The organism is Bradyrhizobium sp. HKCCYLRH3097 (assembly GCF_051167875.1).
Classification (GTDB): domain Bacteria; phylum Pseudomonadota; class Alphaproteobacteria; order Rhizobiales; family Xanthobacteraceae; genus Bradyrhizobium.
In genome coordinates this window covers 67,172-93,590 of the sequence record NZ_JBNPTX010000004.1, presented here as the reverse complement: position 1 = coordinate 93,590, position 26,419 = coordinate 67,172, and the positions used below count along the sequence as shown (strand labels likewise).

General features: G+C 65.5%; 21 protein-coding genes and 1 tRNA gene. 10 read left to right on the top strand and 12 right to left on the bottom strand.

Annotated features, from left to right (window positions below; genetic code table 11):
- The first annotated feature begins 44 nt into the window (after positions 1-44).
- Positions 45-680: an HAD-IA family hydrolase gene (locus tag ACQR0U_RS11980; protein ID WP_315750818.1), complete on the top strand. Its 636-nt coding sequence runs from the start codon at positions 45-47 to the stop codon at positions 678-680.
- A gap of 89 nt (positions 681-769) precedes the next feature.
- Here the strand turns inward: ACQR0U_RS11980 and mtnA are convergent, their stop codons facing one another.
- The 3 genes from mtnA to ACQR0U_RS11965 form a co-directional block, all read right to left on the bottom strand.
- Complete coding sequence (gene mtnA, locus ACQR0U_RS11975; protein ID WP_315717039.1) at positions 770-1,876, bottom strand: S-methyl-5-thioribose-1-phosphate isomerase; 1,107 nt, start codon at positions 1,874-1,876, stop codon at positions 770-772.
- Between the two features lie 11 nt (positions 1,877-1,887).
- On the bottom strand, positions 1,888-2,763 hold the full coding sequence (locus ACQR0U_RS11970) for an S-methyl-5'-thioadenosine phosphorylase (protein WP_316185580.1): 876 nt from the start codon (positions 2,761-2,763) through the stop codon (positions 1,888-1,890).
- A 90-nt stretch (positions 2,764-2,853) separates the two neighbouring features.
- Positions 2,854-3,126 (bottom strand): phosphopantetheine-binding protein, encoded by a 273-nt coding sequence (locus ACQR0U_RS11965; RefSeq protein WP_315717167.1) that lies wholly within the window; start codon positions 3,124-3,126, stop codon positions 2,854-2,856.
- Between the two features lie 342 nt (positions 3,127-3,468).
- Here ACQR0U_RS11965 and ACQR0U_RS11960 point away from each other — a divergent pair, with 342 nt between their 5' ends.
- The 3 genes from ACQR0U_RS11960 to ACQR0U_RS11950 are packed head-to-tail and all read left to right on the top strand — an operon-like array spanning position 3,469 to position 6,621.
- Positions 3,469-4,695: an acyl-CoA dehydrogenase family protein gene (locus tag ACQR0U_RS11960; protein ID WP_434843326.1), complete on the top strand. Its 1,227-nt coding sequence runs from the start codon at positions 3,469-3,471 to the stop codon at positions 4,693-4,695.
- A gap of 42 nt (positions 4,696-4,737) precedes the next feature.
- Positions 4,738-5,700, top strand: a complete 963-nt coding sequence (locus ACQR0U_RS11955; RefSeq protein WP_315717036.1) for an amino acid--[acyl-carrier-protein] ligase — start codon at positions 4,738-4,740, stop codon at positions 5,698-5,700.
- Positions 5,701-5,739: 39 nt separating this feature from the next.
- Positions 5,740-6,621: an acyl-CoA acyltransferase gene (locus ACQR0U_RS11950; protein WP_315717035.1), complete on the top strand. Its 882-nt coding sequence runs from the start codon at positions 5,740-5,742 to the stop codon at positions 6,619-6,621.
- A gap of 1 nt (position 6,622) precedes the next feature.
- Here the strand turns inward: ACQR0U_RS11950 and ACQR0U_RS11945 are convergent, their stop codons facing one another.
- Complete coding sequence (locus ACQR0U_RS11945; protein WP_315750810.1) at positions 6,623-7,510, bottom strand: branched-chain amino acid aminotransferase; 888 nt, start codon at positions 7,508-7,510, stop codon at positions 6,623-6,625.
- Positions 7,511-7,651: 141 nt separating this feature from the next.
- Here ACQR0U_RS11945 and ACQR0U_RS11940 point away from each other — a divergent pair, with 141 nt between their 5' ends.
- From ACQR0U_RS11940 to ACQR0U_RS11920, 5 genes are all read left to right on the top strand, one after another.
- On the top strand, positions 7,652-8,608 hold the full coding sequence (locus ACQR0U_RS11940) for an alpha/beta hydrolase (RefSeq protein WP_316201961.1): 957 nt from the start codon (positions 7,652-7,654) through the stop codon (positions 8,606-8,608).
- A gap of 150 nt (positions 8,609-8,758) precedes the next feature.
- On the top strand, positions 8,759-10,063 hold the full coding sequence (locus ACQR0U_RS11935) for an O-acetylhomoserine aminocarboxypropyltransferase/cysteine synthase family protein (protein WP_315717032.1): 1,305 nt from the start codon (positions 8,759-8,761) through the stop codon (positions 10,061-10,063).
- A 12-nt stretch (positions 10,064-10,075) separates the two neighbouring features.
- Positions 10,076-11,056: a homoserine O-succinyltransferase MetA gene (gene metA / locus ACQR0U_RS11930; protein ID WP_316195122.1), complete on the top strand. Its 981-nt coding sequence runs from the start codon at positions 10,076-10,078 to the stop codon at positions 11,054-11,056.
- 87 nt (positions 11,057-11,143) lie between these two features.
- The gene (locus tag ACQR0U_RS11925; protein ID WP_315717030.1) at positions 11,144-12,385 is read left to right on the top strand and encodes a DUF763 domain-containing protein; all 1,242 of its coding nucleotides are present in this window, start codon (positions 11,144-11,146) and stop codon (positions 12,383-12,385) included.
- 4 nt (positions 12,386-12,389) lie between these two features.
- Positions 12,390-12,851 (top strand): NUDIX domain-containing protein, encoded by a 462-nt coding sequence (locus ACQR0U_RS11920; protein ID WP_315717029.1) that lies wholly within the window; start codon positions 12,390-12,392, stop codon positions 12,849-12,851.
- 23 nt (positions 12,852-12,874) lie between these two features.
- Here ACQR0U_RS11920 and ACQR0U_RS11915 read toward each other — a convergent pair whose 3' ends face one another.
- The 4 genes from ACQR0U_RS11915 to ACQR0U_RS11900 all read right to left on the bottom strand — a co-directional run bounded on the left by ACQR0U_RS11915 (position 12,875) and on the right by ACQR0U_RS11900 (position 19,100).
- Positions 12,875-14,572, bottom strand: coding sequence for a methyl-accepting chemotaxis protein (locus ACQR0U_RS11915; protein WP_315750799.1), 1,698 nt, complete (start codon positions 14,570-14,572; stop codon positions 12,875-12,877).
- Between the two features lie 837 nt (positions 14,573-15,409).
- Positions 15,410-16,615, bottom strand: coding sequence for an MFS transporter (locus ACQR0U_RS11910; protein ID WP_434843327.1), 1,206 nt, complete (start codon positions 16,613-16,615; stop codon positions 15,410-15,412).
- Between the two features lie 974 nt (positions 16,616-17,589).
- Entirely contained in the window at positions 17,590-18,774 is a 1,185-nt protein-coding gene (locus ACQR0U_RS11905; protein WP_434872162.1) for a hypothetical protein, read from the bottom strand.
- Between the two features lie 236 nt (positions 18,775-19,010).
- Positions 19,011-19,100 (bottom strand) — tRNA-Ser (locus tag ACQR0U_RS11900).
- A 222-nt stretch (positions 19,101-19,322) separates the two neighbouring features.
- Here ACQR0U_RS11900 and ACQR0U_RS11895 point away from each other — a divergent pair.
- Positions 19,323-19,667 (top strand): hypothetical protein, encoded by a 345-nt coding sequence (locus ACQR0U_RS11895; protein WP_315717023.1) that lies wholly within the window; start codon positions 19,323-19,325, stop codon positions 19,665-19,667.
- Positions 19,668-19,705: 38 nt separating this feature from the next.
- Here the strand turns inward: ACQR0U_RS11895 and ACQR0U_RS11890 are convergent, their stop codons facing one another.
- From ACQR0U_RS11890 to ACQR0U_RS11875, 4 genes are all read right to left on the bottom strand, one after another.
- A complete protein-coding gene (locus ACQR0U_RS11890; RefSeq protein WP_315717022.1) occupies positions 19,706-21,166 on the bottom strand; it encodes a trehalose-6-phosphate synthase in 1,461 nt (486 codons plus the stop codon).
- Positions 21,167-21,382: 216 nt separating this feature from the next.
- The gene (gene otsB, locus ACQR0U_RS11885; RefSeq protein WP_434843329.1) at positions 21,383-22,204 is read right to left on the bottom strand and encodes a trehalose-phosphatase; all 822 of its coding nucleotides are present in this window, start codon (positions 22,202-22,204) and stop codon (positions 21,383-21,385) included.
- Complete coding sequence (locus tag ACQR0U_RS11880; RefSeq protein WP_434843330.1) at positions 22,205-23,719, bottom strand: MFS transporter; 1,515 nt, start codon at positions 23,717-23,719, stop codon at positions 22,205-22,207.
- 401 nt (positions 23,720-24,120) lie between these two features.
- Entirely contained in the window at positions 24,121-26,157 is a 2,037-nt protein-coding gene (locus ACQR0U_RS11875) for a methyl-accepting chemotaxis protein (protein WP_316185585.1), read from the bottom strand.
- Positions 26,158-26,419: the final 262 nt, after the last annotated feature.

Genomic DNA, 26,419 nt, shown 5'->3' with positions numbered 1-26,419 from the left:
CCGTGCTAGCGATCATCCAGGGATCGAGGGAGGACGGGACTGACATGGTCGAGGCGGTGATCTTTGATTTCGGTGGCGTGATGACGACATCGCCGTTCGAGGCATTCGCGCGGTTCGAGAAGGAGCGCGGCTATCCCGTCGACATCATCCGCAACACCAATGCTGCCAACCATCTCGAGAACGCCTGGGCGAAATTCGAGCGCGCCGAAATCGACCTCGAGACGTTTGATAGGTTGTTTGCCGAGGAGTCGCTGGCACTCGGTGGCGCAGCGGTCAGCGGGCGCGAGGTGCTGCCGCTGCTCGCCGGCGATCTCCGGCCCGACATGGTCGAGGCCCTCCGTCGCATCAAGGCGGAATGCAAGACCGGCTGCATCACCAACAATCTCCCGGCGAACGCAACCGGCAGCCAGGGCGGCCGCTCGTTGTACGTCGCGGAAGTGATGGTGCTGTTCGATCACGTGATCGAATCGGCCAAGATCGGGCTGCGCAAGCCCGATCCCCGGATCTACCAGATGATGACCGAGACGCTCGGAGTCAGCCCCGCGGACTGCGTCTACCTCGACGATCTCGGCATCAACCTGAAGCCGGCGCGCGAGATGGGCATGACCACGATCAAGGTCGTCAGCGCATCGCAGGCGATCGCGGAGCTGGAAGCGGCGACGGGATTGAGCCTGCGCTGATCGTCATTGCGCGGCGAACTTGCGCCGAAGCAATCCGGAGGCTTCGTGGGATTCTTGATTGCGTCGCTGCGCTCGCAACGACGCTGATCTCAATAGTTCGTCTGTTTGGCCCGCTCCGGAAAAGCCGCCGCCAGTGCTGCGCCGTCGGCCCGCAGCACGCCACGCTCGGTGATCAGCCCGCTCACCAGCCGGGCCGGGGTGACGTCGAAGCCGTAGTTCGCGACTGGCGATCCCGGCGGCACGATGCGCACGGTCTCGATGCGGCCGTCGGCGGTGCGGCCGGTCATCTCGGTCACTTCCTGCGCACTGCGCTGTTCGATCGGGATCTGCCGTCCCTCGGCAACGGCAAAGTCGATCGTGGGCGACGGCAGCGCGACATAGAACGGCACACCATTGTCATGCGCGGCCAGCGCCTTCAGATAGGTGCCGATCTTGTTGCAGACGTCGCCATTGGCGGCGACGCGGTCGGTGCCGACGATGGCGAGATCGACCATCCCATGCTGCATGAGATGGCCGCCGGTGTTGTCCGGGATGACGGTATGCGCCACGCCGTGATGCCCGAGTTCCCAGGCAGTCAGCGAGGCGCCCTGATTGCGCGGCCGGGTCTCGTCGACCCAGACATGGATCGGAATGTCGCGATCGTGCGCGAGATAGATCGGCGCGGTCGCCGTGCCCCAATCAACGGTCGCAAGCCAGCCGGCATTGCAGTGGGTCAGCACGTTCACGACTTCGCCCGGCTTCTTGCGCGCCGCGGCCGCCTCGATCAGCGCGAAGCCGTGCGCGGCGATGCCCTGGTTGATCGTGACGTCCTCGCCGGCAATGTCGACGGCGCGGGAATAGGCCGCATCGCGACGCTCCGACGGCGCCAGCCGGCGCAGCATGGTGCTCATCGTGTCGAGCGCCCATTTCAGGTTGATCGCCGTCGGCCGCGTCGCGATCAGCATCTCGTAGGCGCGGTCGATGCCGGGATCGGAGCGGTCGTCGCGCATCGCCAGCGCCATGCCGAACGCGGCGGTAGCGCCGATGAGCGGCGCACCGCGAACCAGCATGCCGCGGATCGCGTCAGCGGCCTCCTCGCATGTCGTGATCTTCGCCACCACGAACTCGTGCGGCAATCGGCGCTGATCGATCGCGCAGACCGACCAGCCGTCGGAGTCGAGCCAGATGCTGCGATAGTGCCGTCCGTCCACCTTCATGTTCGCCCCCCTCAGCCGCGCAAGATACGGCCTGCAACCGCATCGAGCTTCTTCAGAAGCTCGGGATCGCGCGCCTCCGGCGCAGTGATCAAGGCTGTGTCGAGCGCACGGTCGGAGCCGATCGGGCACGGTTCGTGCTCGCGAGGAAACTCGCGGGCGAGCCGCGAGACCAGTGATTTGGCCTTGTCGGCGTTGGTGGTGAGCACGCGAATGATGTCCTGCACGGTAACGGCGTCATGATCCGGATGCCAGCAGTCGAAGTCGGTCACCATTGCGACCGTCGCGTAGCAGATCTCGGCCTCGCGGGCGAGCTTCGCCTCCGGCATGTTGGTCATGCCGATCACCGAATAGCCTGACGCCTTGTAGGTCATGCTCTCCGCATAGGTCGAGAATTGCGGCCCCTCCATGCAGACATAGGTGCCGCCGCGCGCGATCGCGATGCCTTCCGCCTCGGCCGCCGCCGCCAGATGAATGCGCAACCGCGGCGAAACCGGATGCGCCATCGACACGTGGGCGACGCACCCCTTGCCGAAAAACGAGCTCTCGCGCTTGTAGGTGCGATCGACGAACTGATCGACCAGCACGAAGGTCCCCGGCGGGAGCTCTTCCTTGAACGAGCCGCAGGCCGACAGCGACACCAGGTCGGTGACGCCAGCGCGCTTCAGCACGTCGATGTTGGCGCGATAATTGATGTCGGAGGGAGACAGCCGGTGTCCCTTGTCATGGCGCGGCAGGAACACGATCGGCAGGCCCGCGATCGTCCCCCGGCGTACCGGCGCCGACGGCTCACCCCAGGGGCTCGCGATCACCTCTTCGCGGGCATCTTCCAGTCCCGGCAGATCATAGATGCCCGAGCCGCCGATAATGCCAAGCACAGCCTTCGTCATGACGTCCCCATCTCCAACGGAGACGAGAATGCCAGCTTTGCGACGAATTGAAAACAGCGACGCGGTGATCCGTGGGGCGTGGCAACTGGATCAGGCAGCCTTGGCTGCCGCCAGCTGACCGCTCACCAGACGCTCCAGCGTGGCGACAGACTGGAAGTTCTCCGGCGTGATCAGCTCCTGCGGAATGGTGAAATCGAACTCCGCCTCAAGCGCCAGCATCAGGTTGACCATGTCCATGGACGTCAGCCCGATGTCGACGAGCTTTGCATCCGCCGTCACGTCGGCGGCCGTGGCGTTCTGCGCGAGGATATCGCGCACGAGCGCCACGATCCTGTGACTGACATCGACATCGAAACTCGGCATGGGGACCTCTTCACTCGCGGCTTGTTCGGGCACGTCGGATCTGATCGACGCTCGCGCAGGGAGATAATGCAATTCGGCGTCGAAAGAGTTACGCCGCATCCCGTTCCAAGTCTGAACTCGTCTTAACGCTAACGGCTTGGTCCAGAATTCTCGGACCAAAACAACCAGGAATTAACCCCCACCCGTCGATGGCGCGGCGTTTACCCTGAATTTCGTCGACGTATTTGAATCAAATCCATACCCTGCGTGCAGCCCAAAGAAGGCGCAGTGCATCTGTCCTGATCTTGCGAGGACGCACGTGCCGATCTCTCAACGAGACAAAATCCGGAGTATCGATCGGTCATGACTCTCCAGGGAACCGCGCTTCGAAACCCGATCCCCGACGATGGCGAGAGCCTCCTGCTCGATCGCAGCGACTTGTTCCTGCAGCGGACCGCCGCTGTTGCCGCGCAGGCCGCCGCGGAAGCCGACGAGGTCGACCGTGACGGCCGCTTCCCGAAGGCCGCAATCGATGCGTCGCGCGAGCACAAGCTGCTCGGGATGCAGATTCCGGTCGAGTTCGGTGGCTTCGGTGCCTCGATTCACGACATTGCCGATGCCTGCTATGCGCTCGGCCGCGCCTGCGCCTCCAGCGCCATGATCTTTGCCATGCACCAGACCAAGGTCGCCTGCCTGGTGCGTCACGGCCGCGGCAGCGCCTACATGGAATCCCTGATGCGCCGTATCGCATCCGAGCAGCTGCTGATGGCCTCGTCCACCACCGAGGGACAGAACGGCGGCAACATCCGCGCAAGCGCTGCGGCCGTCGGCCACGAGAATGGCCGCATCTCGCTGAAGCGCGACGCCACGGTCATCTCCTATGGCGCGGAAGCCGATGGCCTCGTCACGATTGCCCGGCGCGCCGACGGCGCCGCCGCCTCCGATCAGGTGCTGCTGGCGCTGACCAGGGACGACTACACGATCTCGCGCACCCTTGGCTGGGAAACGCTGGGCATGCGCGGCACCTGCTCAACAGGATTCGCGCTCGAGGTGAGTTGTCCCTCCGACCGCATGTTCACCGAGCCCTATGAGCGCATCCACGGCCAGACGATGACGCCGTTCGCACATCTGTGCTGGTCGTCGGCCTGGGCCGGCATCGCTGCGGCTGCCGTGGAGCGCGCTCAGCGCTTCCTGCGCAAGGCCGCACGCGGCGCCGGCGGACAGATGCCGCCGGCAGCTGCGCATTACACCGCGGCGAAGATGGCGCTGGCCCGGCTGCGCGCAATGATCGTCACCAACATGGATGCCTTCGTCGCCCATGAGTATGACGAGCGGGCGCTGGGTTCGCTCGACTTCCAGTCCTCCATCACGCTATTGAAGGTGCAGGCCTCTGAACTTGCCGTCGAGACCGTGATGCATGCCATGCGCGCCTGCGGTCTCTCGGGCTATCGCAACGACGGCGAGTTCTCGATCGGCCGCCACCTGCGCGACGTTCTGTCGGCGCCGATCATGATCAACAACGACCGTATTCTCGCAAACATTGCCACGGCCAACTTGATGAGCACGGTACCGACTTCGCTCCATGAATGATCGCGCCGATTGCAGCCATTGCCTCGACCCAGGATTTGCACAATGACGATTCCCGTTCTCCCGCAGTCGCCCGAGATTGCACCCCAGCCGGCCGACGCGCTCGATCATCTGACCGGCGCGCTGTTCCATCGCATGGGCGCGGATGGCGTCTATGCGCGGACCGCGCTGTATGAAGGCGTGGTGGAGCGGCTCGCGACGCTCATCACGCGGCATCGCGAGCCCGGCACGGAGGTCATGCGCTTTCCGCCCGTCATGAGCCGCGCCCAGCTCGAAAAGTCGGGCTATCTGAAGAGTTTCCCCAACCTGCTCGGCTGCGTCTGCGGCCTGCACGGCACCGAGCGGGACATCCATGAAGCCGTGGCACGGTTCGACAAGGGCGGCGACTGGACCACCTCATTGTCACCAGCCGACCTCGTGCTGTCGCCCGCGGCCTGCTATCCGGTCTATCCGATCGCGGCGAGCCGCGGCGCGCTGCCGGTCGGCGGCCTGCGCTTCGACGTCGCGGCCGATTGCTTCCGCCGCGAGCCGTCGCGTCATCTCGACCGCCTGCAGTCGTTCCGGATGCGCGAATATGTCTGTATCGGCACGCCCGACGACGTCTCGGCATTCCGCGACCGCTGGATGGTAAAGGCACAGGCGATTGCGCGCGATCTCGGCCTGTCGTTCCGCGTCGATCATGCCAGCGACCCGTTCTTCGGCCGCGTCGGCCAGATGAAGGCGGTCAGCCAGAAGCAGCAGGCGCTGAAATTCGAGCTGCTGGTGCCGTTGCGCTCGGAGGAGCAGCCCACCGCCTGCATGAGCTTCAACTATCATCGCGAGCATTTCGGCACCACCTGGGGCATCGACGATGCCGACGGTGCGCCGGCGCACACCGGTTGCGTGGCCTTCGGCATGGACCGCCTGGCAGTCGCGCTGTTCCACACCCACGGCATCGATCCGACGCGCTGGCCGTCGCGCGTGCGGGAAGCGCTGCAATTCGAGCGCCAGGCAAGCACCGTCGGCTGACGCCACCAAGCCGCCGGCGAGGGATCGGCAGACCATCTCATGAGCGCGCTCCAGCCACCGATCCGGTGCCGCGAGATCGGAGCCTCCGATCTGGACGCGGTCGCCGATCTCTTGGCGCGCGGCTTTCCCCGGCGCCCCCGCCGCTATTGGTCGAGCGGCCTGCAGCGACAGGCCGCGCGCCCGACGCCCGAGGGCTATCCACGCTACGGCTACCTGCTCGAGCAGGGCGGCAATGCGGTCGGCGTCCTGCTGCTGATCTACAGCAATCGAGGCACACCAGCGCAGCCCCGGATCTGGTGCAATCTCTCGAGCTGGTATGTCGAGCCGGCGTTCCGCAACTACGCGACGATGCTCACCGCGATCGCCCAGCGGCGGCCCGAGGTCACCTACGTCAACATCAGCGCCGCGCGCCGGACCTGGCCGATCATCGAGGCTCAGGGGTTTCGTGCCTATTGTCGCGGCCTGTTGTTTTCCATTCCGGTACTCTCGGCTGCGGGCCAGGGCGCTCGAGTCCAACAGGTCGCGGCAGATGCGCACGCTGTAGACGGCATTCCATCCGACGAAGCGGATCTGCTGATCCGCCACGCCGGCCATGGCTGTCTCAGCATCGTGGTCAGGTCGAAGCAGAGCAGCATTCCCCTGGTGCTGCAGCAGGCGCGCATCCGGCAAGGACGGTTCGCACTGCCCGCCATGCAGCTGATCTATTGCCGCGACATCTCAGACTATGTCGCCTGCGCCGGCGCCGTCGGCCGTTTCCTGCTGCTGCGGGGCCGCGTGTCCGTCATCGTCGACGCCAACGGACCGGTCGCCGGGCTGTACGGCGTCTACACCGAACGCCGCGGCCGCAAGTACATCAAGGGGCCGCAGCCGGCGCGGCTCGGCGATCTCAGCGACACCGAGCTTCCGATCTACGGGTCCTGACCTATGCCGCCGCCCTGGCCTGGTGCGCATAGTCCCAGTACAGCCTGCGCGCACGGCTGAACACCGGACCGATCGGCATCGTCCGCTCGTCGATGCGGATCACCGGCGCGACCTTGGCGAAGTTGCCCGATGAGAATATCTCGTCGGCGTTCAGAAAATCGTCATATCGAAGCGTCGTCTCGACCACACTGACGCCGTCGCCTCGCAGCAATTCGATCACGCGCTGTCGCGTGATCCCGTTGAGGAAGGTTCCGTTCGGCACCGGCGTGAAGACAACGCCATCCTTGACCATGAACACGTTGGCATTGCCGAACTCGGCGACGTTGCCGAGCAGATCCAGCATCAGGCAATTGTTGAAGCCGCGCGAGGCCGCCTCGATCAGCGCGCGCGAATTGTTCGGATAGAGGCACGCCGCCTTGGCATCGACCGGCGCGCATTCGGCCGTCGGCCGCCGGAACGGCGACAGCGTGATGGCGTTGCCCGTCGGCTGCGGCATCGGCGCCTCATAGATGCACAGGCACCAATTGGTGGTCTCGGGATCGAACAGGACACCACCGCCGGCGCCGTGCTGCGCCCAGTACATCGGGCGGATGTAGAGCTCGGCTCTTGCTGCGAAGCGCGCGACGCCCTCCCGCGCCAGCCCCATCCAGGTCTCGACGTCCACCACGGGCTTGAGCCGGAAATTGATCGCGGACTGATTCACGCGCGCGCAGTGGCGATCGAGATCAGGCGTCACGCCTTCGAATGCGCGCGCCCCGTCGAACACGGTCGATGCCAGCCACGTCGCGTGGGTCCGGACGCCCATGATCGGCGCATTGCCCTCGCGCCATTCGCCGTCGAAGAAGGTCCAGGTCTGCGAGTAACTGACAGGCTTGACAATGTGGGTCATGGCGGCGCTCCCGTTCGGCATCGATCGTATCTGCACTTCTGGCGTGAATATTTTAAGGATTTCCCGGTCGCGACCTGCCGCTCATGATCGATTCACTGCTGATGGGCACAATGCCCGATGCCTTGGTTAACTGGAGCTGTCATGCCGCTCGACCCTCGCGCCCAGCGCCTGCTTTCGATGGTGGCGGCCGTTGTGACGGAAAGCCGGGAGCCTCCGAGTCCCCGGCAACGCCGGCAGTCGCTGGCGAAGCTGATGCAGTTCGCGCGCAACGACTGCGGCGCCGTCATCACGCGGGACGGCGATTTCTCCGGTCCCTCCGGGCTGCTTCGTTATCGCCTGTATACGCCTGCAGCAGGCCTGGACGATACCGGGATGCCGCCCGGCTTCGTATACTTTCACGGCGGCGGTCTCGTGGCAGGCAGCATCGACACGCACGACAAGGTCGCCGCCGCGCTTGCCGCCGCCGCCGGCTGCCGGCTGCTCTCGATCGACTACCGTCTCGCTCCCGAGCACACGTTCCCCGCAGCAATCGAGGATGCGATCGCTGCGGTTCACTTCGCCATCGATCACGCGGCCGCGCTCGGCATCGACGGCAATCGCATTGTGATCGGCGGCGATTCCGCAGGCGCCACGCTCGCCGCCGCGGTTTGTCAGCAGGCTGCCGGCAGCACCGGTCTCAGGATCGCGCTGCAATGCCTGATCTGCCCGGTGCTTGATTTTTCCAACCCCTGGCCGTCGCGCGAGTTGTTCGGGACCGGCTATCTGATCGACACGGCGACTTGGCAGGCCGACCTCGCCGACTATCTGGCCGGCGAGTCCGATGTCGCCAATCCCCTGATATCGCCCTTGTGCCGCGAGACGCTGGCTGGGCTTCCCCCCGCCGTGATCCACACCGCGGAGTTCGATCCGATGCGCGACGAGGGCAATGCCTATGCGGCACGGCTCACGGAGGCCGGCGTCACCGTCGCGCATGTCTGTCACGACGGCATGGTTCACAATTTCCACGCCCTCGGTGCGATCCTGCCGCAGGCGAAGGTCGCACTGGATCTGGTCGGGCAGCAGATCCGGTCGCTCCTGCGTGTCCCTGTTGCGCGCTAATTCGAAGCTCTTCGGCCACATATCGTTAGGGTTATTTCGTCGTTCTTGTCGCGAATTATTGCCCGCTTTACGCCTGCGCTCCTACAACGACACCACTCGCGGAATACGAGCAGCTCGCCGCATTGATCGAAGCGAGCGGGGAGATCGCCGATGCGCAACGAGACGATTGCAATCCACGCCGGCTATGAGCCGGAGGCGACCACCAAGGCCGTCGCGGTTCCGATCTATCAGACCGCCGCCTACGCCTTCGACAGCGCCGATCACGGCGCCGCGCTGTTCAATCTCGAAGCCGAGGGCTATCGCTACAGCCGGATCTCGAACCCGACCACGGCGGTGCTCGAGAAGCGCGTCACCGAGCTCGAGGGCGGCGTTGGCGCGCTCGCCGTCGGCACCGGGCAGGCGGCGCTTCACTTCGCATTCGTCAATCTTGCCGATGGCGGCGGCAACATCGTCTCGGTGCCACAGCTCTACGGCACCACGCACACGCTGCTCGGTCACATCCTGCCGCGCCAGGGCATCACTGGACGCTTTGCCGAAAGCGATGCGTCCGACGCCATCGAGCGTCTCATCGACGAAAACACCAAGGCCGTCTTCGCCGAGACGATCGGCAATCCCGCCGGCAATGTCTGCGACATCGAGGCGCTGGCGAAGGTCGCGCATCGCAACGGCGTCCCGCTGATCGTCGACAACACCGTCGCAACACCGATCCTGCTGCGGCCGTTCGATTACGGCGCCGACATCGCGGTGCATTCGCTGACCAAGTTTCTCGGCGGTCACGGCACGACGCTGGGCGGCATGCTGGTCGACAGCGGCAACTTCCCCTGGAAGGATCACGCCGACCGCTTTCCCGCCTTCACCCAGCCCGACGCGTCCTATCACGGGATGGTCTACACCGATCATTTCGGCCGCAGCGCCTATATCCAGCGCGCGCGCAGCGTCTATCAGCGGACCATGGGCGCGGTGCTGTCGCCGTTCAATGCCTTCCTGCTGCTGCAGGGCATCGAAACGGTCGCGCTGCGCATGGAGCGCCACGTCGAGAATGCGCGCAAGGTCGCCGAATTCCTGCGCAACGATCCGCGCGTCGCGTGGGTCAACTACGCCGGTTTCGCCGACAGCCGCTATTATCCCCTGGTCCAGAAATATCTCGACGGCCGGGCGTCGTCGCTGTTCACATTCGGGATCAAGGGCGGCATGGAGGCGGGCAAGGCGTTCTATGACGCCCTGAAGCTGGTCACACGGCTGGTCAATATCGGCGATGCGAAGTCGCTGGCCTGCCATCCCGCATCGACCACGCATCGGCAGATGCCGCCGGACGACCAGCGCAAGGCGGGCGTCCTCCCGGAGACGATCCGGCTGTCGATCGGCATCGAGCATGTCAGCGACATCATCGAGGATCTCGACCAGGCGCTCGCCCAGGCCTGCCCTCGCACGCGTCAGCTGGATGCGGCGGAGTAGAGCGATCAGCCGATGACCCTGCTGTTCGACCGACATCGCAGGATCGCGAGCCCTGCCCTCGCGCCCGCTGAATTCGACGACCGCGGCCGACGCCCGATCGAGCTTTCGATCGGCCTCGTCAACAACATGCCGGACAGCGCCCTGAAGGCGACTGATCTCCAGATCGGCCGCCTGCTGCGGCAGTGCGCGCCGCGGCACGTCCGCATCCGCCTGCACTGCTTCTCGCTGCCCTCCATCTCTCGCTCGCAGGCGGCCAGGAGCCACGTCGCCCAGTCCTACGCCGACATCGGGTCGCTCGATCGGCTCGGCATCGACGGCCTGATCGTGACCGGCGCCGAGCCTGTCGCCGCGGCCTTGCGCGACGAACCCTATTGGTCGGACCTCACCTCCGTGATCGACTGGGCCAGAACCAACACGCGCTCGACCATCTGGTCGTGTCTCGCGGCCCACGCGGCCGTGCTGCATCTCGACGACATCGAGCGGCAGCGGCTGGCGAGCAAATGCTCCGGCATCTTCGACTGCGTGAAGGTCCAGGACGACTGGCTCACGCACGGCATCCATTTGCCGCTTCAGGTGCCGCACTCCCGCCTCAACGCCGTCAACGAGCCGCTGCTGGCGGAGCGCGGCTACGACATCCTGACCCGCTCGGACGAAGTCGGCGTCGACATTTTCGCGCGCTCGATGCCGAGCCGGTTCGTGTTCTTCCAGGGCCACCCCGAGTATGACGCGCTCTCCCTGCAGCGCGAATACATGCGTGACATCGCGCGCTTTCTCGCCGGGCAGCGCGACGACTACCCGCGGCTGCCGAAATCCTATTTCAGCGCCGAGAGCGAGGCGGTGCTCAACGCGTTCGAGTGGCGGGCCAAGGAAAGGCGCGACCCGACGCTGGCGGCCGAGCTCCCGGGATTGACGCTGCGGCCCGATCTCGCCGCCGAAAGCGCCGCCCAGACGCTGTTTAGCAACTGGATCGGCCATCTCGGGCAAACCGGATAGCGCCAAGGCCCGCGTCCCATCGCAGCGATCGCGCAATGGCGCGCTATCTGTTAGATTGGCACGGCACACTTCGCTTGCAAGGTTCCGATGGCCCGACGCACCGGCAGCGCCGATCTTCCGCTCCATTCCGGACGCGTCCCGGCCTGGCTCGGCACGCGCATGGCCTCGCTCGGCGCCATCATCACCCAGGCGATCGTGCATCATTACGGCCGCGACGAATTCCTGGCGCGGATGTCGCATCCGTTCTGGTTCCAGTCGTTCGGCGCCGTCATGGGCATGGACTGGCATTCCTCCGGGATCACCACGAGCGTGATCGGCGCGCTGAAGCGCGGGCTGAAGCCGCTGTCCGGCGAGCTCGGCATCTACGTCTGCGGCGGCCGCGGCGAGCATTCGCGCAAGACGCCCGACGAGCTGCGCCTGCTCGGCGACCGGCTCGGCCTCGACGGCGAGGAGCTGGTGCGGACCAGCAAGCTCGTCGCCAAGGTCGACAGCGCCGCGGTGCAGGACGGCTTCGACCTCTATCTGCACGGCTTCTTCGTCACCGCCGACGGCAAATGGACCGTGGTGCAGCAGGGCATGAATGGCGACGCCCGCCAGGCCCGGCGCTACCATTGGCATTCGCAACAGCTCGCGAGCTTCGTCGACGCGCCGCACAGCGCCATCGACGGTCCCGTCCAGGGCGAGATCGTCAACCTCACCGACAAGCGCGCCGCGCCGTCGCGCGACGCCCAGCTCGAGCTGCTCACCGAGCTCGGCCCCGACCGCGTCGTCGCCGAGTTCGCGCGGCTGAGCACGCCGGAGCCGGCGCAGGGCCTGCTGCCGCATCTCGTCATGCCGGCGCATCACGACGTCAGGCCGAAGGACGTATTCGCCCGCCGCCTCCACGGCACGCTGGCGGCCGCGGCCGAGCGCGGCCCGGTCGACTTCCCCGACCTGCTGCTGACGCCGGGCGTCGGCGCCCGCACCGTGCGCTCGCTCGCCATGGTCGCCGAGGTCGTGCATGGCGCGCCGTATCGATTCGGCGACCCGGCGCGGTTCTCGCTGGCGCATGGCGGCAAGGACCGGCATCCCTATCCGGTGCCGATCAAGGTCTATGACGAGACCATCCGCGTGCTCAAATCGGCTGTCGGCAACGCCAAGCTCGGCCGCGACGAGGCGCTGTCGGCGCTGAAGCGGCTCGACGACCAGGCCCGCCGGCTGGAGCGCAGCGCGACCGGCCCCTCGCTCGATGCCTACATCGCGACGGAGCGCGCCGCCTCGCCAGAGCTCGACGGCCGTTCGGTGTTCGGCTGGGAGCGTGACCTCATCCAGCGCACCGGCGAGGCGTAGCGGCATGCCGGCGCGCAGCGCGGGCGTGCTCGCCTTTCGCCGCACCGCCGATGGACTCGAGGTGCTGCTGGTGCATCCCGGCGGCCCGTTCTGGCGCAACAAGGATCTCGGCGCCTGGTCGATCCCGAAGGGCGAGTTCGGCGCCGGCGAGGCGGCCGAGGCGGTGGCGCGGCGCGAATTCGCCGAGGAGCTCGGCACGACGCTGACGGCGCCGCTCGTTCCGCTCGGCGAGATCAAGCAGCGCGGCGGCAAGGTGGTCGAGGCATTCGCCGCCGAAATCGATCTCGATGCCGACAGCATCACCAGCAACGCGTTCGAGCTCGAATGGCCGCCGCGTAGCGGCCACGTCAGGCGTTTTCCCGAGGTGGACCGCGCCGCCTGGTTCGACCTCGCCGAGGCGAGGGTCCGGATCAATCCAGCCCAGGCCGCGCTGCTCGACCGTCTCGTGGCGATCGGCGGAGGGTGAGCTGTCACCATCCGCCGCCGACGTCACGCCGCTCGGACGTTGCCGAGGAATCGCCCGGTCTGGGTCTTGAGCTGATCCGACTGGCTGCCAAGCTGGGAGGCCGCGCTCAGCACCTGCGCCGCCGCGGCGCCGACCTGGCCGGACGCCTCGCGCACGCCGACGATGTGCTGCATGACCCCCTGGGTGCCCTGCGCCGCCTGCTGGACGCTGCGGGCAATTTCCTTGGTCGCGGCACCCTGCTCCTCGACCGCGGCTGCGATCGCGTCGGTGATCTCGTTCATCTGGCCGATGGTCGCGCCGATCTCGCGGATGGCGTTGACGGTGGAGCCGGTGGCGTCGCGGATGGCTTCGATCTGGCTGGTGATCTCCTCGGTTGCCTTGGCGGTCTGCGCCGACAGCGCCTTGACCTCGTTGGCGACCACCGCGAAGCCCTTGCCGGCCTCGCCGGCACGCGCCGATTCGATGGTGGCGTTCAGCGCCAGCAGGTTGGTCTGGCCGGCGATGGTCTGGATCAGCGCCATGACCTCGCCGATCTTCTGCGACGCGTGGACCAGCCGGTCGACCATCGCCTCCGTCCGCGTCGCCTGCCCGACCGCGTTCTGAGCGATCGAGGACGACTGCGTGACCTGCTTGGCGATCTCCTGGATCGATGACGACAGCTGCTCGGCGGAGGCCGACACCGTCTGCACGTTCTTGGCGGTCTGCTCGGCGGCCGCGGCCACCTTCGCGCTCTGGTCGGTCGTGCCGGCGACGATGCTCGACATCGATTGCGCCGAGGTCTGCAGCTCGCCGGCGGCGGTCGCGGTGGTCTGGATCACGCCGCCGATCGAGCGCTCGAACTCGTCGGCGATCCGCACCAGCACCGTGCGGCGCTCCTCGGCGGCCTGCTGCTTGGACTGCTCCTGCTCGGCCCGGAGACGCTCGCTCTCGGCGAGATGGTCCTTGAAGATCTGCAGGCTGCGCGCCATGCGGCCGATCTCGTTCCTGCGATCCGTGAACGGCACCTCGAGGCCCAGATTGCCCTTGGTCAGCTCGTCCATCACGGCGCAGGTACGGTCGAGCGGAACGACGACGCTGCGTCCGAGCCAGAAGGCGACGACCGCGGCCACCAGCAGACCTGCGAGCGCGCCGAAGCCGGCCCACAGCGCGCGCTGATAGACGACCGCATCGACGTCGTCGACATACACGCCGGCCTGGATCGCCAGCATCTTGTCGCCGCTGCCATAGGCGCCGACATAGGACATCTTCGGCAGCTCGGTCGTCCCCCCCGCGCGCGGCACCTTGTACTCGACGAAGCCGCCGCCGGCGCGCGCCATGCGCACGATGTCCTGGATCAGGAGCTTGCCGGTGGAATCCTTGAAGTCCCAGCGGTTGACGTTGATGTATTTCGGGTTGGCGTGGACATAGGTCACGCCGGCATCCGACGATCCGGTTCCGTAGACGCCGAGATAGTCGTTGTACGGGCCCCAGCGCATTGCGCCGATCGCGGCGTAGGCCTGCTGCCGCGCCTGCTCCGGCGCCATCTTGCCGGCGGTCGCCGCGGCGTCATAATAGCTCAGCACCTTGACGGCGGACTCGACGAGGTTGCGGACCATGGTCTGCCGCTCCTCGAGAACGGTTCCGCGCAGCATCAGGATCTGCATGGCGGAGACGGCGAACAGTGCGATCGACATCACGGCGATGATCGCCGCGAGACGCTGATAGACAGTCAGGTGTCGCATTTTCTGGTTCTCGTTGCGTGGACTGTATGCACGATACCAACCGTACATTAATGGTTTGCTATCCGTGCCGTCCGAACCCTGGCGAACTAATTAGTTTTTGGACAGATCATGTCCACTCACGCGAACTCAAGCCTGAGAACAACCAACCCGAGCTGGGTTGGCGATCGTTCGAATAACATGCGATAATCAAAAGTATCGTCCAACGGGACGGCCGGTTCCCTGCCAGTTCCGTTGGGTCAGGTGTCGAGTTCCCACGGAGTTTCGTCGTCGCGACGCGTCAGGCGCCCGAGCTTTGTGCAGCTCAGCCCTCACCTCATCGAGGGCGCAGGGAAGACCAGGCATCGGCTGATTCCTGCGGCCCCCGTGCGGAAAGGAATGCACGGGGCAGGAACCACAGGTTCAGCCGGGTTTGCCCGGCCTTCCCTGCGCAATGGTGTTACGGCTGCTTCGCACTCTCCTCGGGGACCGGCGTTCTTGCCCCCGTTTGCGACAACGCGCCAATGGCACGCCGCGCAGGCATCAGCGTCGGGATGCCAGGACCATGCGACTTGACCGTCCGTGCCGGCGCCGCTCGTCAGTCAGCGCCTGCCCGTCCATCACATCCCACCTCAACGCTCCTGACGATGCGCAGCGCCCCTCGTCGATGAGGCGGGACAATCAGAGAGAAGCACGAATTCCGATAAAACGAAAGAACAAAATTTGCGCAAGCGGGCGCGATTGCGCCGATGTCGTTGAGACGGCGAATGAACTTCGTGTTTCGGCGCAGGGGGAATGCGGCATGTCGCGGCGCTCCCGGCGAGCCCATGTCCGGCCCGACGGGCGACTCGGTCGAATGCCTCAGGGAGAGACCGCCCCGCGCGCCGGCCGGCGCTGCCGCAGCAGCAACAGGATGACCACCGCCGCGCACGAGCAGGCCAGGCTCAGCGCCAGCGGCGCTTTGCTGCCGTAGCGGGTCAAGAGCTCGACGAGGATGGGCGCCGACACCGCCGACAGCAGGTTGAGCGGCAGTCCGATCTGGGCGGACGCCTTGGCGAACGCCGCCTTGTCGTAGAACACCAGCGGCATCGTGGCTCGCGCCACGGCGAGCGCGCCGCTGCCAAGGCCGTAGATCAGGATGAAGCCGCCGATCGCGGCGTGCGAGCCGTCGCTCAGCATCAGCAGCAGCATCGCCACCGGCAGCGCCAGGCCGGCGACGATCGCGGTGGTGATGCCGTCCCAGCGGCCGCCGCCGAGAAAATCGATGGCGCGGGCGCTGATCTGGATCACCCCCAGCATCGAGCCGAAACCGACCGCCTCGGCCGCCGACAGGCCCTTGGCCTTCAGGAGCTCGATCAGCACGGCCCCCATCCCGAACGCGACGAAGGCGTTGAGGCCGGAGGCGCCGACCAGCAGATAGAACGTGCCGCGCGACGGCGTCGATGCGGGAGCCGACGCCGGCGCATCCGATGACGGCGGCAGATGATCATGGACGCGCCGCGGCAGCAGGAACACGAACAGCGGCAGCGAGACCAGCAGCAGCAGGCCGGCATAGACGAGACAGGTGCTGCGCCAGCCGATATGCGCGGAGAGGGCCGAGGTGACCGGCCAGAAGATGCTGCTCGACAGGCCCGTGACCAGCATCAGCGCGCCGATGGCGCTGCGCGCGCGCAGGCCCGCGATCTCGTTGAGCACGATGTAGGAGGCGGTCGAGAGAGTGGCGCTGCCGGCCACGCCGAGCAGCAGCCAGGCGGCATAATAAGAGAGCGGCCCCTGCGCCGCAGACAGCAGCGCGTAGCCCGGCGCCGCCAGCAGAGTGCCCGCGATCATCACCCGCCGCCCGCCATGCTTGACGAACGGTCGCGCCAGCAGCGGCGAGCACAGCCCCATCGACATGTACAGCACCGTCGTGCTGGCGAAGATCGCCGTCAGCTCCATCTCCAGATCCGCCGCCATCGCCCGGCCGATCACCGCCGGCAGGCTGAGCGTGCCCCAGGCGATCAGCTGGGTGATGGCGAGCACGATCAGGACGCGCAGGAGGGATGGGTCGGCGATGACGGAGGGCATTTCGGGCGGGGGCACTGCACGGAGGTGACGCGCGACGCGCGTTGCAATGATGATTCTAAAGCATTGGCACCGCGCCAGCCCCGCTGTTTCGGAATTGCGCCCCACCGCGGATGAGGGTGCTCGGGCGAAACCATCGCGACATGGCCAGAAGCCGCTTTGGAGGGCACTGGTCACCGAGCCAACGGCTCGGTGCCACGATCCAGAACGTCGAGATATTTGCGATATGCAAAGACGCGGCGACGCTGTCGGCCAGTCTCTCACGCACAATCCCCACTTCGGCTAGGCGGTCGAGAGCCTTACCGACGGTTGGAAGCGCCTTGCGCCGGAGAGACGTTTGTTAAAGCCATAAGACTAGTCCTGGAGCTAGTCCTATGGCCAAAGCGGAAGTGATCACGTCGGAACGGCGACGGCGGCGTTGGTCGCGGGCGGATAACGAGCACGTCGTCGCTGCAACGTTGCTGCCGGGCGCGACGACCCTAGGAGCAGCGCGTGCATTCCGGCTGCATTTCAGCCAGGTGTTCCGCCGGCGCCGGTAGCTGTGCGTCAAGGAGACGCCGCCCGCCCGGCTTTGCCGCGGTGACGATCACTGCCGAATTGATCCGCGCTGCTCAACGTTCGCGGACATGAGTACCGCTGTGGGGAACGCCTTCCAATCATCGTCCGTATCAGCAATCGCCTATTCACCGAGAAAGTATTCGTTTTCTCGAAGCCGAACTTAGCAGGCGCGCGAAATCTTCTTCATGCGTCCCGCCTTCCTTCTCCGACGCTACGTCTATCTCGTCGATGTCTCTCCACTCGGAAATAAGCCCTTCGTATGGAACCGGCTTGCGATAGGCCTCCTCGAAACGTTCCGCGAGCGACTTTGTTCTATTTGACATGATGGTTCGCTCCGATTTTAGCGAAATACCGTGGGTTCAGTTTTGGTTCAAAGTAGTGTTTCCGCTTAACCCAAATGAAGCCATCGCTCTTTGATATCACGGCAACGTCAAGGGGCCTCCAACGGTCTCGGTGGTGGAGGTTACCCTTTCCTTTAAGGATTCTATCGACACCAAGATTTCGGCAAGTTCCGCCAGTTCATTGACCGGTAACAGCCCGATTACACGCCGCAACGGCCGGCTATGAGAGTCAAGCAGTCTGTCGACCAGACTATCGTTAAAATGTTCCATCCCGTCGGCTTTTATTTGATCGATGTTGGCGTTTGGGTCGAGCATACCAGCGCTAATCAAATTGGCCTGGATCGTCTCGATCATGTGGGAGGCTTCGGTCTCAATGTCGGTCAACATTGACGGTGGCGCTCCGTACATAAAGGTCTTGATCATGCTGGATCTGGCAATCGGCACGATCTGGGCAGTGTTTTCTTGATCGATTTTCGTCTCGTCACCCTCCTCGAAGAGTAACTTTCCCAAGACCATTCCGTAGGTCGTGTACTGCCGCAAATAGGGGAAGTACTCCTTATCGCCGAATCCGGATATGGCTAGTCCTGTCGTCTCCAGGGTGGAGAAGTCGCGCTTAAGAAGTGCGGTGGGAGCCAATCTTATGAGCGCATCTAGTGGTACCAAGCTTGCGCGTTTTGCGATGAACTCGCGCTCCCTGATCTGTTTGCCAATTTTCTGCTTGTATTTTGCGCTGATTTCCTTTGCCGTGCTCGCCGTTGCATGGCCAATAAAGGCGGCAGCAGCTATCCTCTTACTTAGTCCGTCAAAGGCAGTTTTTGCGGCAGCTACCGCAGCCTTGTCGTCGCCAGCCGCGACTGCAGTTCTCACGTCGGAAGTGAGCGCCACAAGTGCTACCAGCCGAGCGGCAACATCAGTAACGTCTTCCAGCAGCTGCTTCTCTTGAAATTCGGACGGATAAAGGTGCGCATTCGACTGAATGTATTCAAACAGATCGTGAGCATACCCTGAGACGTAGTCGTGTGGCTTAGGCCCAATGGAATCCCGATACGCCTTTACTACGACTTCCCACGGCACGCCTTGAAGGTTGCCTGAATCTGAAGTCATAATGGCAATCGGATGGACACTTGAAAGGTTGAAAAGCTTGTTAGTACCTTTGAAGTAGCGTTGTTTCTGCTCGCCTTGTTCCCAATACGAGACCGTTGTCGCGCTATCCGCCGCGAGCGCCACCGCGCGCCGGTTCAATAGCGCCACCTCACAAGTCATGGGTCGCCCCCCGCCGCCGCCCGTGCAGCAGAAGTTGTACTCTGATTTGCCGACCGACCGGAAGAGTTCCGGTATCCGCCCGATGAACAAACTTCATGGTCACCACAGACTTTGAAGAATCTTGGGACCATTGACCGGAAGCAATACGGACAGCGCAGGCGTAGGGATCATTTTGGGGACCAGCCGCGCAAAGACCCAAAAAAAATATTCAATATCAATGGCTTGATATATTTCCGTGGCGGAGAGAGTGGGATTCGAACCCACGGTACGGTTTCCCGCACACACGCTTTCCAAGCGTGCGCCTTAAGCCACTCGGCCATCTCTCCGGCGGCCCTCTCTTGGCGGGGTCGGCGGCGTTTTGCAAGCCGGGCGGGGGCCTCGGCGGCAAATTTCCCCCCAATCGCTGATAAAAATCATCAATCCGCCCTGGTTGCGGGCTCGGCCCGGGGGCCGCCGCCGCTCGCCGGCCGATCGATGAACCGGCCGGCCGGCCGGCACGACCACTGATTTGCAGCCCGTCGGTCCGGCTGCGCATGAGGGACCTCGCGATGCCGTCATCCACCCCTGCCCGTCTCGCCGTGCTGCTGGCGGCAGCATTCAGCCTGACTGCCGCCGGCCCGGCGCGCGCCGATCAATGCACCAAGCAGGGCGTCGACGTGACCTGCGACGACGGCCGCAAGGGGATCTGGCAGGGCGATGCGATCCTGTGGCCGGACGGGACCAAGTCCAGCCTGAAGCCGCACCCGTCCGTCATCGTCGGCAACAAGGCATCGGTGGTGGTGGGACCAGGCGTGTTCGTCGGACAGGGCAACGGGATGGTGCCGATGGACAATCCGAGTTCGCCAAACAAGCTGCGCTGCGCCGTGCTCGACGGCGTCTCCTACTGCCATTGAGCCTCGCCGCCGTGCGGCGGCGAGGTGTAACGCCCGGTTCAGTGATAGCGCGCGCCGGGCGACAGCATGCGGCCGGCCAGAAAACCCGCTGGCGCTGCAGGCAGAGGCTCGATCTCGACCTCGGCCGAGTCACCGTCCTGCAGGGTCTCGACGAAGTCGGCAAACCATTGCTGGATCGAATGGCGGCGCAGCTTCGTCATCATGATCTCATAGCGCATGCGGCGCTCGTTGAGCGGCATCGACAGCGCCATCGCGATGGTCCGCGCCATGCCGTCGATGTCATGCGGATTGACGATCAGCGCCGCGTCGAGCTCGTTGGCGGCGCCGGCGAATTTCGACAGCACCAGCACGCCGGGATCGACCGGGCTCTGCGCGGCGACATACTCCTTCGCCACCAGGTTCATGCCGTCGTGCAGCGGCGTGACGACGCCGACCTGGGCGCTGCGATAGAGGCCGGCCAGCACGCCCTGACCATAGCCCTTGTTGAGGTAGCGGATCGGCGTCCAGTCGACCTCGCCATGGCGGCCATTGACCTCGCTGACGAGGCGCGCGACCTCGCTCTGCAGATTGCCGTAGGCCTCGATCGATTCGCGCGACGGCGTTGCGATCTGCAGCAGCGACGCGGCGCGCAGCAGGCTCGGGTGCATCGTCCACATCCGGTCGAACGCACTGATGCGGTTGACGAGGCCCTTGGAGTAGTCGAGCCGGTCGACGCCGATGGCGAGCTTCTCGCCATTCAGGCTGCGGCGCAGCCGCGACACGTCCGGATGCGCCACCGCCTTCGCCGCCTGCTGCGCAAACTTGTCGGCATCGATGCCGATCGGGAACACCGCCAGACGTGTGCGGCCGTGCAGCGACCTGACCACACCATCACGCACCTGCAAGCCGAGATCGGCGCGGATGCAGGCGGTGAAGTTCTCGCGATCGTCCTCGGTCTGGAAGCCGATCAGATCATAGGCGAGCATCGCGGTGACGAGATCGCGGTGATTCGGCACGCTGTCGATGACGCTGCGCGCGGGCCACGGCGTGTGCAGGAAGAAACCGATCGGGCTCTTGACACCGAGCGAGCGCAACTCCGCGCCGAGCGACAGGAAGTGATAGTCCTGGATCCAGAACAAGGTGTCCGGCTTCTGGAACCGGAGCAGCGCGCGCGCCACGAAGGCGTTGACCTCGCGATAGGAACGATAATCATCATGCGAGACGCTGATCAGATCGCTGCGTGAATGCAGCGCCGGCCACAGCGCCGAATTGGCGAAGCCTTCGTAGTAGCCGGCATAGTGCGCAGCCGGCAGATCCAGCAGCGCAAGCGCACCTTCACCAATCTGCTCGATCTCCGCGATCGGCTCCGTCTGCGCGCCGTCGCGCACACGTCCCGACGATCCCACCCATACTGCCCCCGATTTCTCCACAACGGGCAGCAATGCTGCCGCAAGTCCGCCGGTCATTGGCTCGTTGGCTTTGCCACGTGCCACCCGATTCGAAACCACGACGAGGTTCACAGCTCCCTCCTGTTGGTCATGTCGGTTAACAGCTGTTCATCAATATGGTTCCAGGCCACCCTTTCAACCAAATGAAACCAAATTCGGGCATTCGCGCGGTGTAATCACAGCGTCAATCAAGTCAGAACGTTTCTAATCAAGAGCGACGCATGCAACATGCGAATGCATGGCGGATGGAACTAATAACGCGGCGATACCGACCCACTGCGCAGACCGCTAGGTCGATGAATTAGTTCCGTCGTCGGCGAGGCGCGCCAGGAACGCGCGCACGTCGTCCGGAGCGTCGAAATGTCCGTCGACACCGAGTGCCCGACGGCCGACCGAGAACGACAGGCCGGCGAAATCCGGCATGATCGCGAACACCGTCTCGTCGGTGACGTCGTCGCCGATAAAGAACGGCTTGCGTCCCTTGAAGGGCGCGTGCCGCATCAGCTCGCGCACGCCGCTCGCCTTGGTGAAGCCGGCATGCTTGATCTCGCACACACATTTTCCGGGCAGCACCTCGATCGGCGCCTCCGGCAACTCGGCGCGGATGCGCGACACCTCCTCGTAGATCGCCTTCTCCGCCTGCGGCGCGAGGCGATAATGCAGCGCCAGCGAGTACCCCTTGTCCTCGAGCAGAATGCCGGGGCTGAGCTTGGCGATCGCAGCGAGCCTGCGCTTCAGCTCCTTGTCCAGCGGCGGCGCCTTGATCGCATCCGCCTCACCGCCGCCGCCGAGCCGCATCTCCGCGCCATGACCGCCGACGGCGGGGTAGACCTCCGGCGCGAAGATGAGATCGATGTCGTTGAGCGAGCGGCCCGAGACCAGCGCCAGCGCGCCGGAGGTTCGTTGCAGCAACGCGTTCAGTGCCTCGGCAAGGCCCGGCGGGACCCACACCTCGCGCGGTGTCGGCGCAAGATCGAGCAGGGTGCCGTCGATATCGAGCAGGATCGCCACCTCGCGAAGATGCGGCACGAGACTCACCGGCGTCGGAACGATCTCGGCGGGCTCCGCCGCAGGAGAACCGATCAGATCGGAGTTGTCGGACATCATCATCTACTCCATGACAGCGAGCGGGCGCGCCACCTGCTCGAGCGATTTGCGCTCGGCCGCGATGGCATAGCGCCAGGCGACGAGCGCCGCCATCAGCATCAGCGCGGCACCGAACAGATAGCCGCCGAACACCGCGCCGCGCGCCCCGCTGTCGAGCAGCGCGCCGAACAGCGCGGGTCCCGCCACGCCGCCGATCCCGGTGCCGATGGCGTAGAACAGCGCGATCGCGAGCGCGCGCACTTCCAGCGGAAAATTCTCCGACACGGTGAGATAGGCGGCGCTCGCCGCCGGTGACGCGAAGAAGAAGATCACCATCCAGGCCGCGGTCTGTGTCGCGGCGCTCAGCACTCCGATCGAGAACAGATAGCCGGTGAGCGCGAGCAGCACGCCGGAGACGCCATAGGTGAAGGTGATCATGGCGCGGCGGCCGAGCGTGTCGAACAGACGGCCGAGCAGCAGCGGCCCGAGCACGTTGCCGGCCGCGAAGGGCAGGATGTACCAGCCGACATGATCGGACTTAATGCCGTAGAAGTCGGTCAGCACCAGCGCGAAGGTGAAGAAGATCGCGTTGTAGAAGAACGCCTGGGCGATCATCAGCGTCAGCCCGACCAGCGAGCGCTGACGATAGACCGAGAACAGCGTATGCGCGACCTCTCGTAGCGGCGTGTGGCTACGCATCCGCAGCCGCATCCTCGGCAATTCCTTTGCGTGCGCCTCGCGGTCGTGGCCGGTGACGTCGCGTTCGATCTCCGCCACGATCCGATGCGCCTCTTCGGGATGGCCGTGAATCATCAGCCAGCGCGGACTCTCCGGAATCCACATCCGCATGACCAGCACGACCAGGCCGAGACAGGCGCCGATGCCGTAGGCCAGCCGCCAGCCGACATCCGGGCTGGCGACATCAGGATCAAGCAGCACGATGGCGCCGACGGCGCCGAGCGCGGCACCCAGCCAGAAGCTGCCGTTGATCATGAGATCGGTCCAGCCGCGATAGCGCGCTGGCACCAGCTCCTGGATCGTCGAATTGATCGCGGTATACTCGCCGCCGATGCCGGCGCCGGTCAGGAAGCGAAACAGCGCGTAGGTCGCGACGTTCCAGGACAGCGCCGTGGCGGCGGTCGCCGACAAATACAGCGCGAGCGTGATGAAGAACAGTTTCCGGCGACCGATGCGATCGGTGAGCCAGCCGAAGCCGAGGGCGCCGATCACGGCGCCGCCGAGATAGGCGCTGTTGGCAAGCCCGATCTCGAGATTGGAGAAATGCAGCGCCGGGCTCTGCTTGAGTGCTCCCGACAAGGCGCCGGCGAGCGTCACCTCGAGCCCATCGAGCACCCAGGTGATGCCGAGCGCCAGCACGACGCGGGTGTGAAAGGCGCTCCAGCGGAGGTCGTCGAGCCGGGCGGGGATGTTGGTTTCGATGATACGATCCTGGCCAGCCGTGTCGCCCGGCGGCGCGCTGGATTGCGGCGCTGACGTGATGACGCGGAGGTGCGGAAAGGATGCCTGTCGGGGTGCCATGGAATCCCAATGCGACGGCGCGGGTCGCACCGCATGCTCGACCGAGAGGATGAAGCAAATGCGGCAATGAAACCCTGCCGCTGCGACCCAACGTCTCGCCGCGCGCCGGGTTCCCGGAAGTGGGGCGGGGTTCGGCGCTCGACCCCCCCCGGGGGCGCAGCGTCTCCTGGGTGAGGCCCAGGCGCGCCTCATTTCAGGTGTCGTCCCGAGCAAGCGGGCGGAGCGAGCGCGACCTGGCATACCGCGTGATGCAAGATTGGGGCACGCGATCGATATCGCCCGCCACATATCGGCCGCGGCGTATGGATCCCGGCGTTCGCCGGGATGACAGCGGAGGGTTTGGCCGCGGGCTCGCCAGCGCATCTGCGAGCGGTGTGAAGACCAGCCTGTCGCCGCAAAACTCACGCCGCGCGGATGTTCGCCATGAAGCGGTTGAGCTCCGCGCGCAGGCGGGCGCTTTCCGAGGACAGCGACTGGGCCGAGCGCAGCACCTCCTCCGAGGCCTCGCCGGTCTGGGTCGCGCCGCGATTGACCTGGGTGATATCGGCTGCGGCGGCCTGCGTGCCTGCCGCGACGCTCTGCACGTTCCTGGCGATCTCCTGGGTCGCGCCGCCCTGCTGCTCGACCGCGGTCGCGATCGACGAGGCGATGGTCGAGATCTGGCGGATGGTGCCGCCGATCTGCTTGATCGCGGTCACCGACTCCTGGGTCGCTGCCTGCATGCCGGAGATGTGGTTGGAGATGTCGTCGGTCGCCTTGGCGGTCTGCTCCGCCAGCGACTTGACCTCGGAAGCCACCACCGCGAAGCCGCGGCCGGCATCGCCGGCGCGTGCCGCCTCGATGGTGGCGTTCAGCGCCAGCAGGTTGGTCTGCTCGGCGATCGCGGTGATCAGCTTGACGACGTCGCCGATCTCCTGCGCCGCGCGCGACAGCTTGCCGATGCGCCCGTCGGTCTCCTCGGCCTGGGCGACGGCGGATTCCGCGATGCGGCTGGACTCGCGGACCTGGCGGCCGATCTCATCGACCGAGGCCGACAGCTCGTCGGTCGCGCTCGCGACCGAGTGGATGCGGCCGGTGGCCTGGTCGGAGGTGCCGCTCACGCGGCTCGCCAGCGACTGCGTGGTCTCGGCGGTGCGCGTCAGGGTCGAAGCCGCCTGCTCGAGGTGCTCGGCCGAGCTCGAGACGTTGGACACGATCGAGCCGACGGCGGTCTCGAACTCGTCGGCGAAGCGGATGAGCTCGGCCCGGCGCGCGGCGCCCGCAGCCTTGTTCTGGGCGTCCTGCGTCGCGGCGTCGCGCTCGGCCTTGGCCACCGCCTGGACCTTGAACTCCTCGACGGCGGCCGCCATCTCGCCGATCTCATCGGCGCGCCCGAGGCCGGGCAGCCGGACGTCGAAATTGCCCGAGGCGAGCTCGCGCATCGCCTTGCACATCGTGATCATCGGCCTGGAAATGCCGTTGCCGAGCATCAGCGCCAGCACGGCGCCGAGCGTCAGCCCGCCGATCGCCAGCATCGCGATCAGCCGCTCGATGTCCGCGATGGTGGTGTTGGCGGCGGCCTCGATGCGCTGCTGGTCGGAGGCGACCTCGGATTTCAGCTCGTTCGACAGCGCGATGATCTCGGTCCCGACGACGCCCATCTCCTGTTCGAGCTTGCCGAGCGCTTTCATGTTCTCCGACAGCTTGATGAAGGCGGCGCGGTACTGCTTGATCAGGTCGCCGAGCTCGGCGACGCGCTGGGTGATCTTCTCGTCATTGGCATAGATCGTCACCAGCGAGGTTTCCAGGAAGCGCGTGCGCGCGATGGCGCCGTCCGCCGTCTTGGCATCGGGCTTGGCGATGTAGGTCCCGACCAGCGCGGACACGGTCAGGTACTGGCCGGTGAGGTCCTTGGCCGTCGTCTGCACGGACGGCAGGCCGGCGAGCGCGGCGGTGTCCGCCAGATCATCGAACTTGAAGCGGATCTTGTTGCCGATGATGCCGATCTGGTCGGTCGCCAGCTTCGCGTTCTCGCGGGTCAGGGCAACGATGCTCGAGAATGTCTTGGCGAAGGCCTGAAACTGCGCCTGCAGCTTGCCGACCTGGGCCCGCCGCTCGGCACCGGTCGCAGCCATCGATTTGTCGATCGCGGCCTGGAGCGCCTGCTGGGCAGCGGTGGCCGCCGCCTCGTCGTCGGCTTTGCCGGTCAGGGCATAGTATCGGGCGAGAGCCTGGTACGAGACCAGCTCGCGATCGATGGTGCGGGTGGTGTCGGCTTCCGCAACGCTGCTGCGATAGGCCGCCACCGCTGCGGCGACCCGCTCGAACCCCAGATAGGAGAAGCCGATGCTGACGGCGGAGATGGCCAGCACCACGGCAAAGCCCAGGAAGATCTTGCCGCGAAATCGCAGGGTCAGAAAATTGGCACGCCGCGACTGCGGCGCAAGCTGCGCAGACATTCCCACCCCCGACACGCCATTCTTTATATTGGCCAGAAACCAACCGCCCGGCAGCAACGCACCAGAGCGTGATCAAAACTACGTCACAATGGCTAAGGGGCGGTAAATGGGCGGCCTCGGCCTGCGGCCTGCGCTTCACCCGCGCCGGTGCCGCCTCGCGTGGCGTGCCACATGCGACCGAATCGCCGGGGCCGCGCGCAAGACGTCGCAATGACATCAGAGACGAAAATTCGAGTTGCAAAGTCCTGAGGGCGCTGTTTCT

Excerpts from the sequence above, each read along its gene's own strand:
- ACQR0U_RS11940 (WP_316201961.1), top strand. The coding sequence starts at position 7,652 with ATGCCGCTCGACCCTCGCGCCCAGCGCCTGCTTTCGATGGTGGCGGCC.
- ACQR0U_RS11970 (WP_316185580.1), bottom strand. The coding sequence starts at position 2,763 with ATGACGAAGGCTGTGCTTGGCATTATCGGCGGCTCGGGCATCTATGAT.
- ACQR0U_RS11945 (WP_315750810.1), bottom strand. The coding sequence starts at position 7,510 with ATGACCCACATTGTCAAGCCTGTCAGTTACTCGCAGACCTGGACCTTC.
- mtnA (WP_315717039.1), bottom strand. The coding sequence starts at position 1,876 with ATGAAGGTGGACGGACGGCACTATCGCAGCATCTGGCTCGACTCCGAC.
- metA (WP_316195122.1), top strand. The coding sequence starts at position 10,076 with ATGACCCTGCTGTTCGACCGACATCGCAGGATCGCGAGCCCTGCCCTC.
- ACQR0U_RS11895 (WP_315717023.1), top strand. The coding sequence starts at position 19,323 with ATGCCGTCATCCACCCCTGCCCGTCTCGCCGTGCTGCTGGCGGCAGCA.
- ACQR0U_RS11910 (WP_434843327.1), bottom strand. The coding sequence starts at position 16,615 with ATGCCCTCCGTCATCGCCGACCCATCCCTCCTGCGCGTCCTGATCGTG.
- ACQR0U_RS11955 (WP_315717036.1), top strand. The coding sequence starts at position 4,738 with ATGACGATTCCCGTTCTCCCGCAGTCGCCCGAGATTGCACCCCAGCCG.
- ACQR0U_RS11980 (WP_315750818.1), top strand. The coding sequence starts at position 45 with ATGGTCGAGGCGGTGATCTTTGATTTCGGTGGCGTGATGACGACATCG.
- ACQR0U_RS11875 (WP_316185585.1), bottom strand. The coding sequence starts at position 26,157 with ATGTCTGCGCAGCTTGCGCCGCAGTCGCGGCGTGCCAATTTTCTGACC.
- ACQR0U_RS11950 (WP_315717035.1), top strand. The coding sequence starts at position 5,740 with ATGAGCGCGCTCCAGCCACCGATCCGGTGCCGCGAGATCGGAGCCTCC.
- ACQR0U_RS11965 (WP_315717167.1), bottom strand. The coding sequence starts at position 3,126 with ATGCCGAGTTTCGATGTCGATGTCAGTCACAGGATCGTGGCGCTCGTG.
- otsB (WP_434843329.1), bottom strand. The coding sequence starts at position 22,204 with ATGATGATGTCCGACAACTCCGATCTGATCGGTTCTCCTGCGGCGGAG.
- ACQR0U_RS11920 (WP_315717029.1), top strand. The coding sequence starts at position 12,390 with ATGCCGGCGCGCAGCGCGGGCGTGCTCGCCTTTCGCCGCACCGCCGAT.
- ACQR0U_RS11905 (WP_434872162.1), bottom strand. The coding sequence starts at position 18,774 with ATGACTTGTGAGGTGGCGCTATTGAACCGGCGCGCGGTGGCGCTCGCG.
- ACQR0U_RS11960 (WP_434843326.1), top strand. The coding sequence starts at position 3,469 with ATGACTCTCCAGGGAACCGCGCTTCGAAACCCGATCCCCGACGATGGC.
- ACQR0U_RS11935 (WP_315717032.1), top strand. The coding sequence starts at position 8,759 with ATGCGCAACGAGACGATTGCAATCCACGCCGGCTATGAGCCGGAGGCG.
- ACQR0U_RS11925 (WP_315717030.1), top strand. The coding sequence starts at position 11,144 with ATGGCCCGACGCACCGGCAGCGCCGATCTTCCGCTCCATTCCGGACGC.
- ACQR0U_RS11880 (WP_434843330.1), bottom strand. The coding sequence starts at position 23,719 with ATGGCACCCCGACAGGCATCCTTTCCGCACCTCCGCGTCATCACGTCA.
- ACQR0U_RS11915 (WP_315750799.1), bottom strand. The coding sequence starts at position 14,572 with ATGCGACACCTGACTGTCTATCAGCGTCTCGCGGCGATCATCGCCGTG.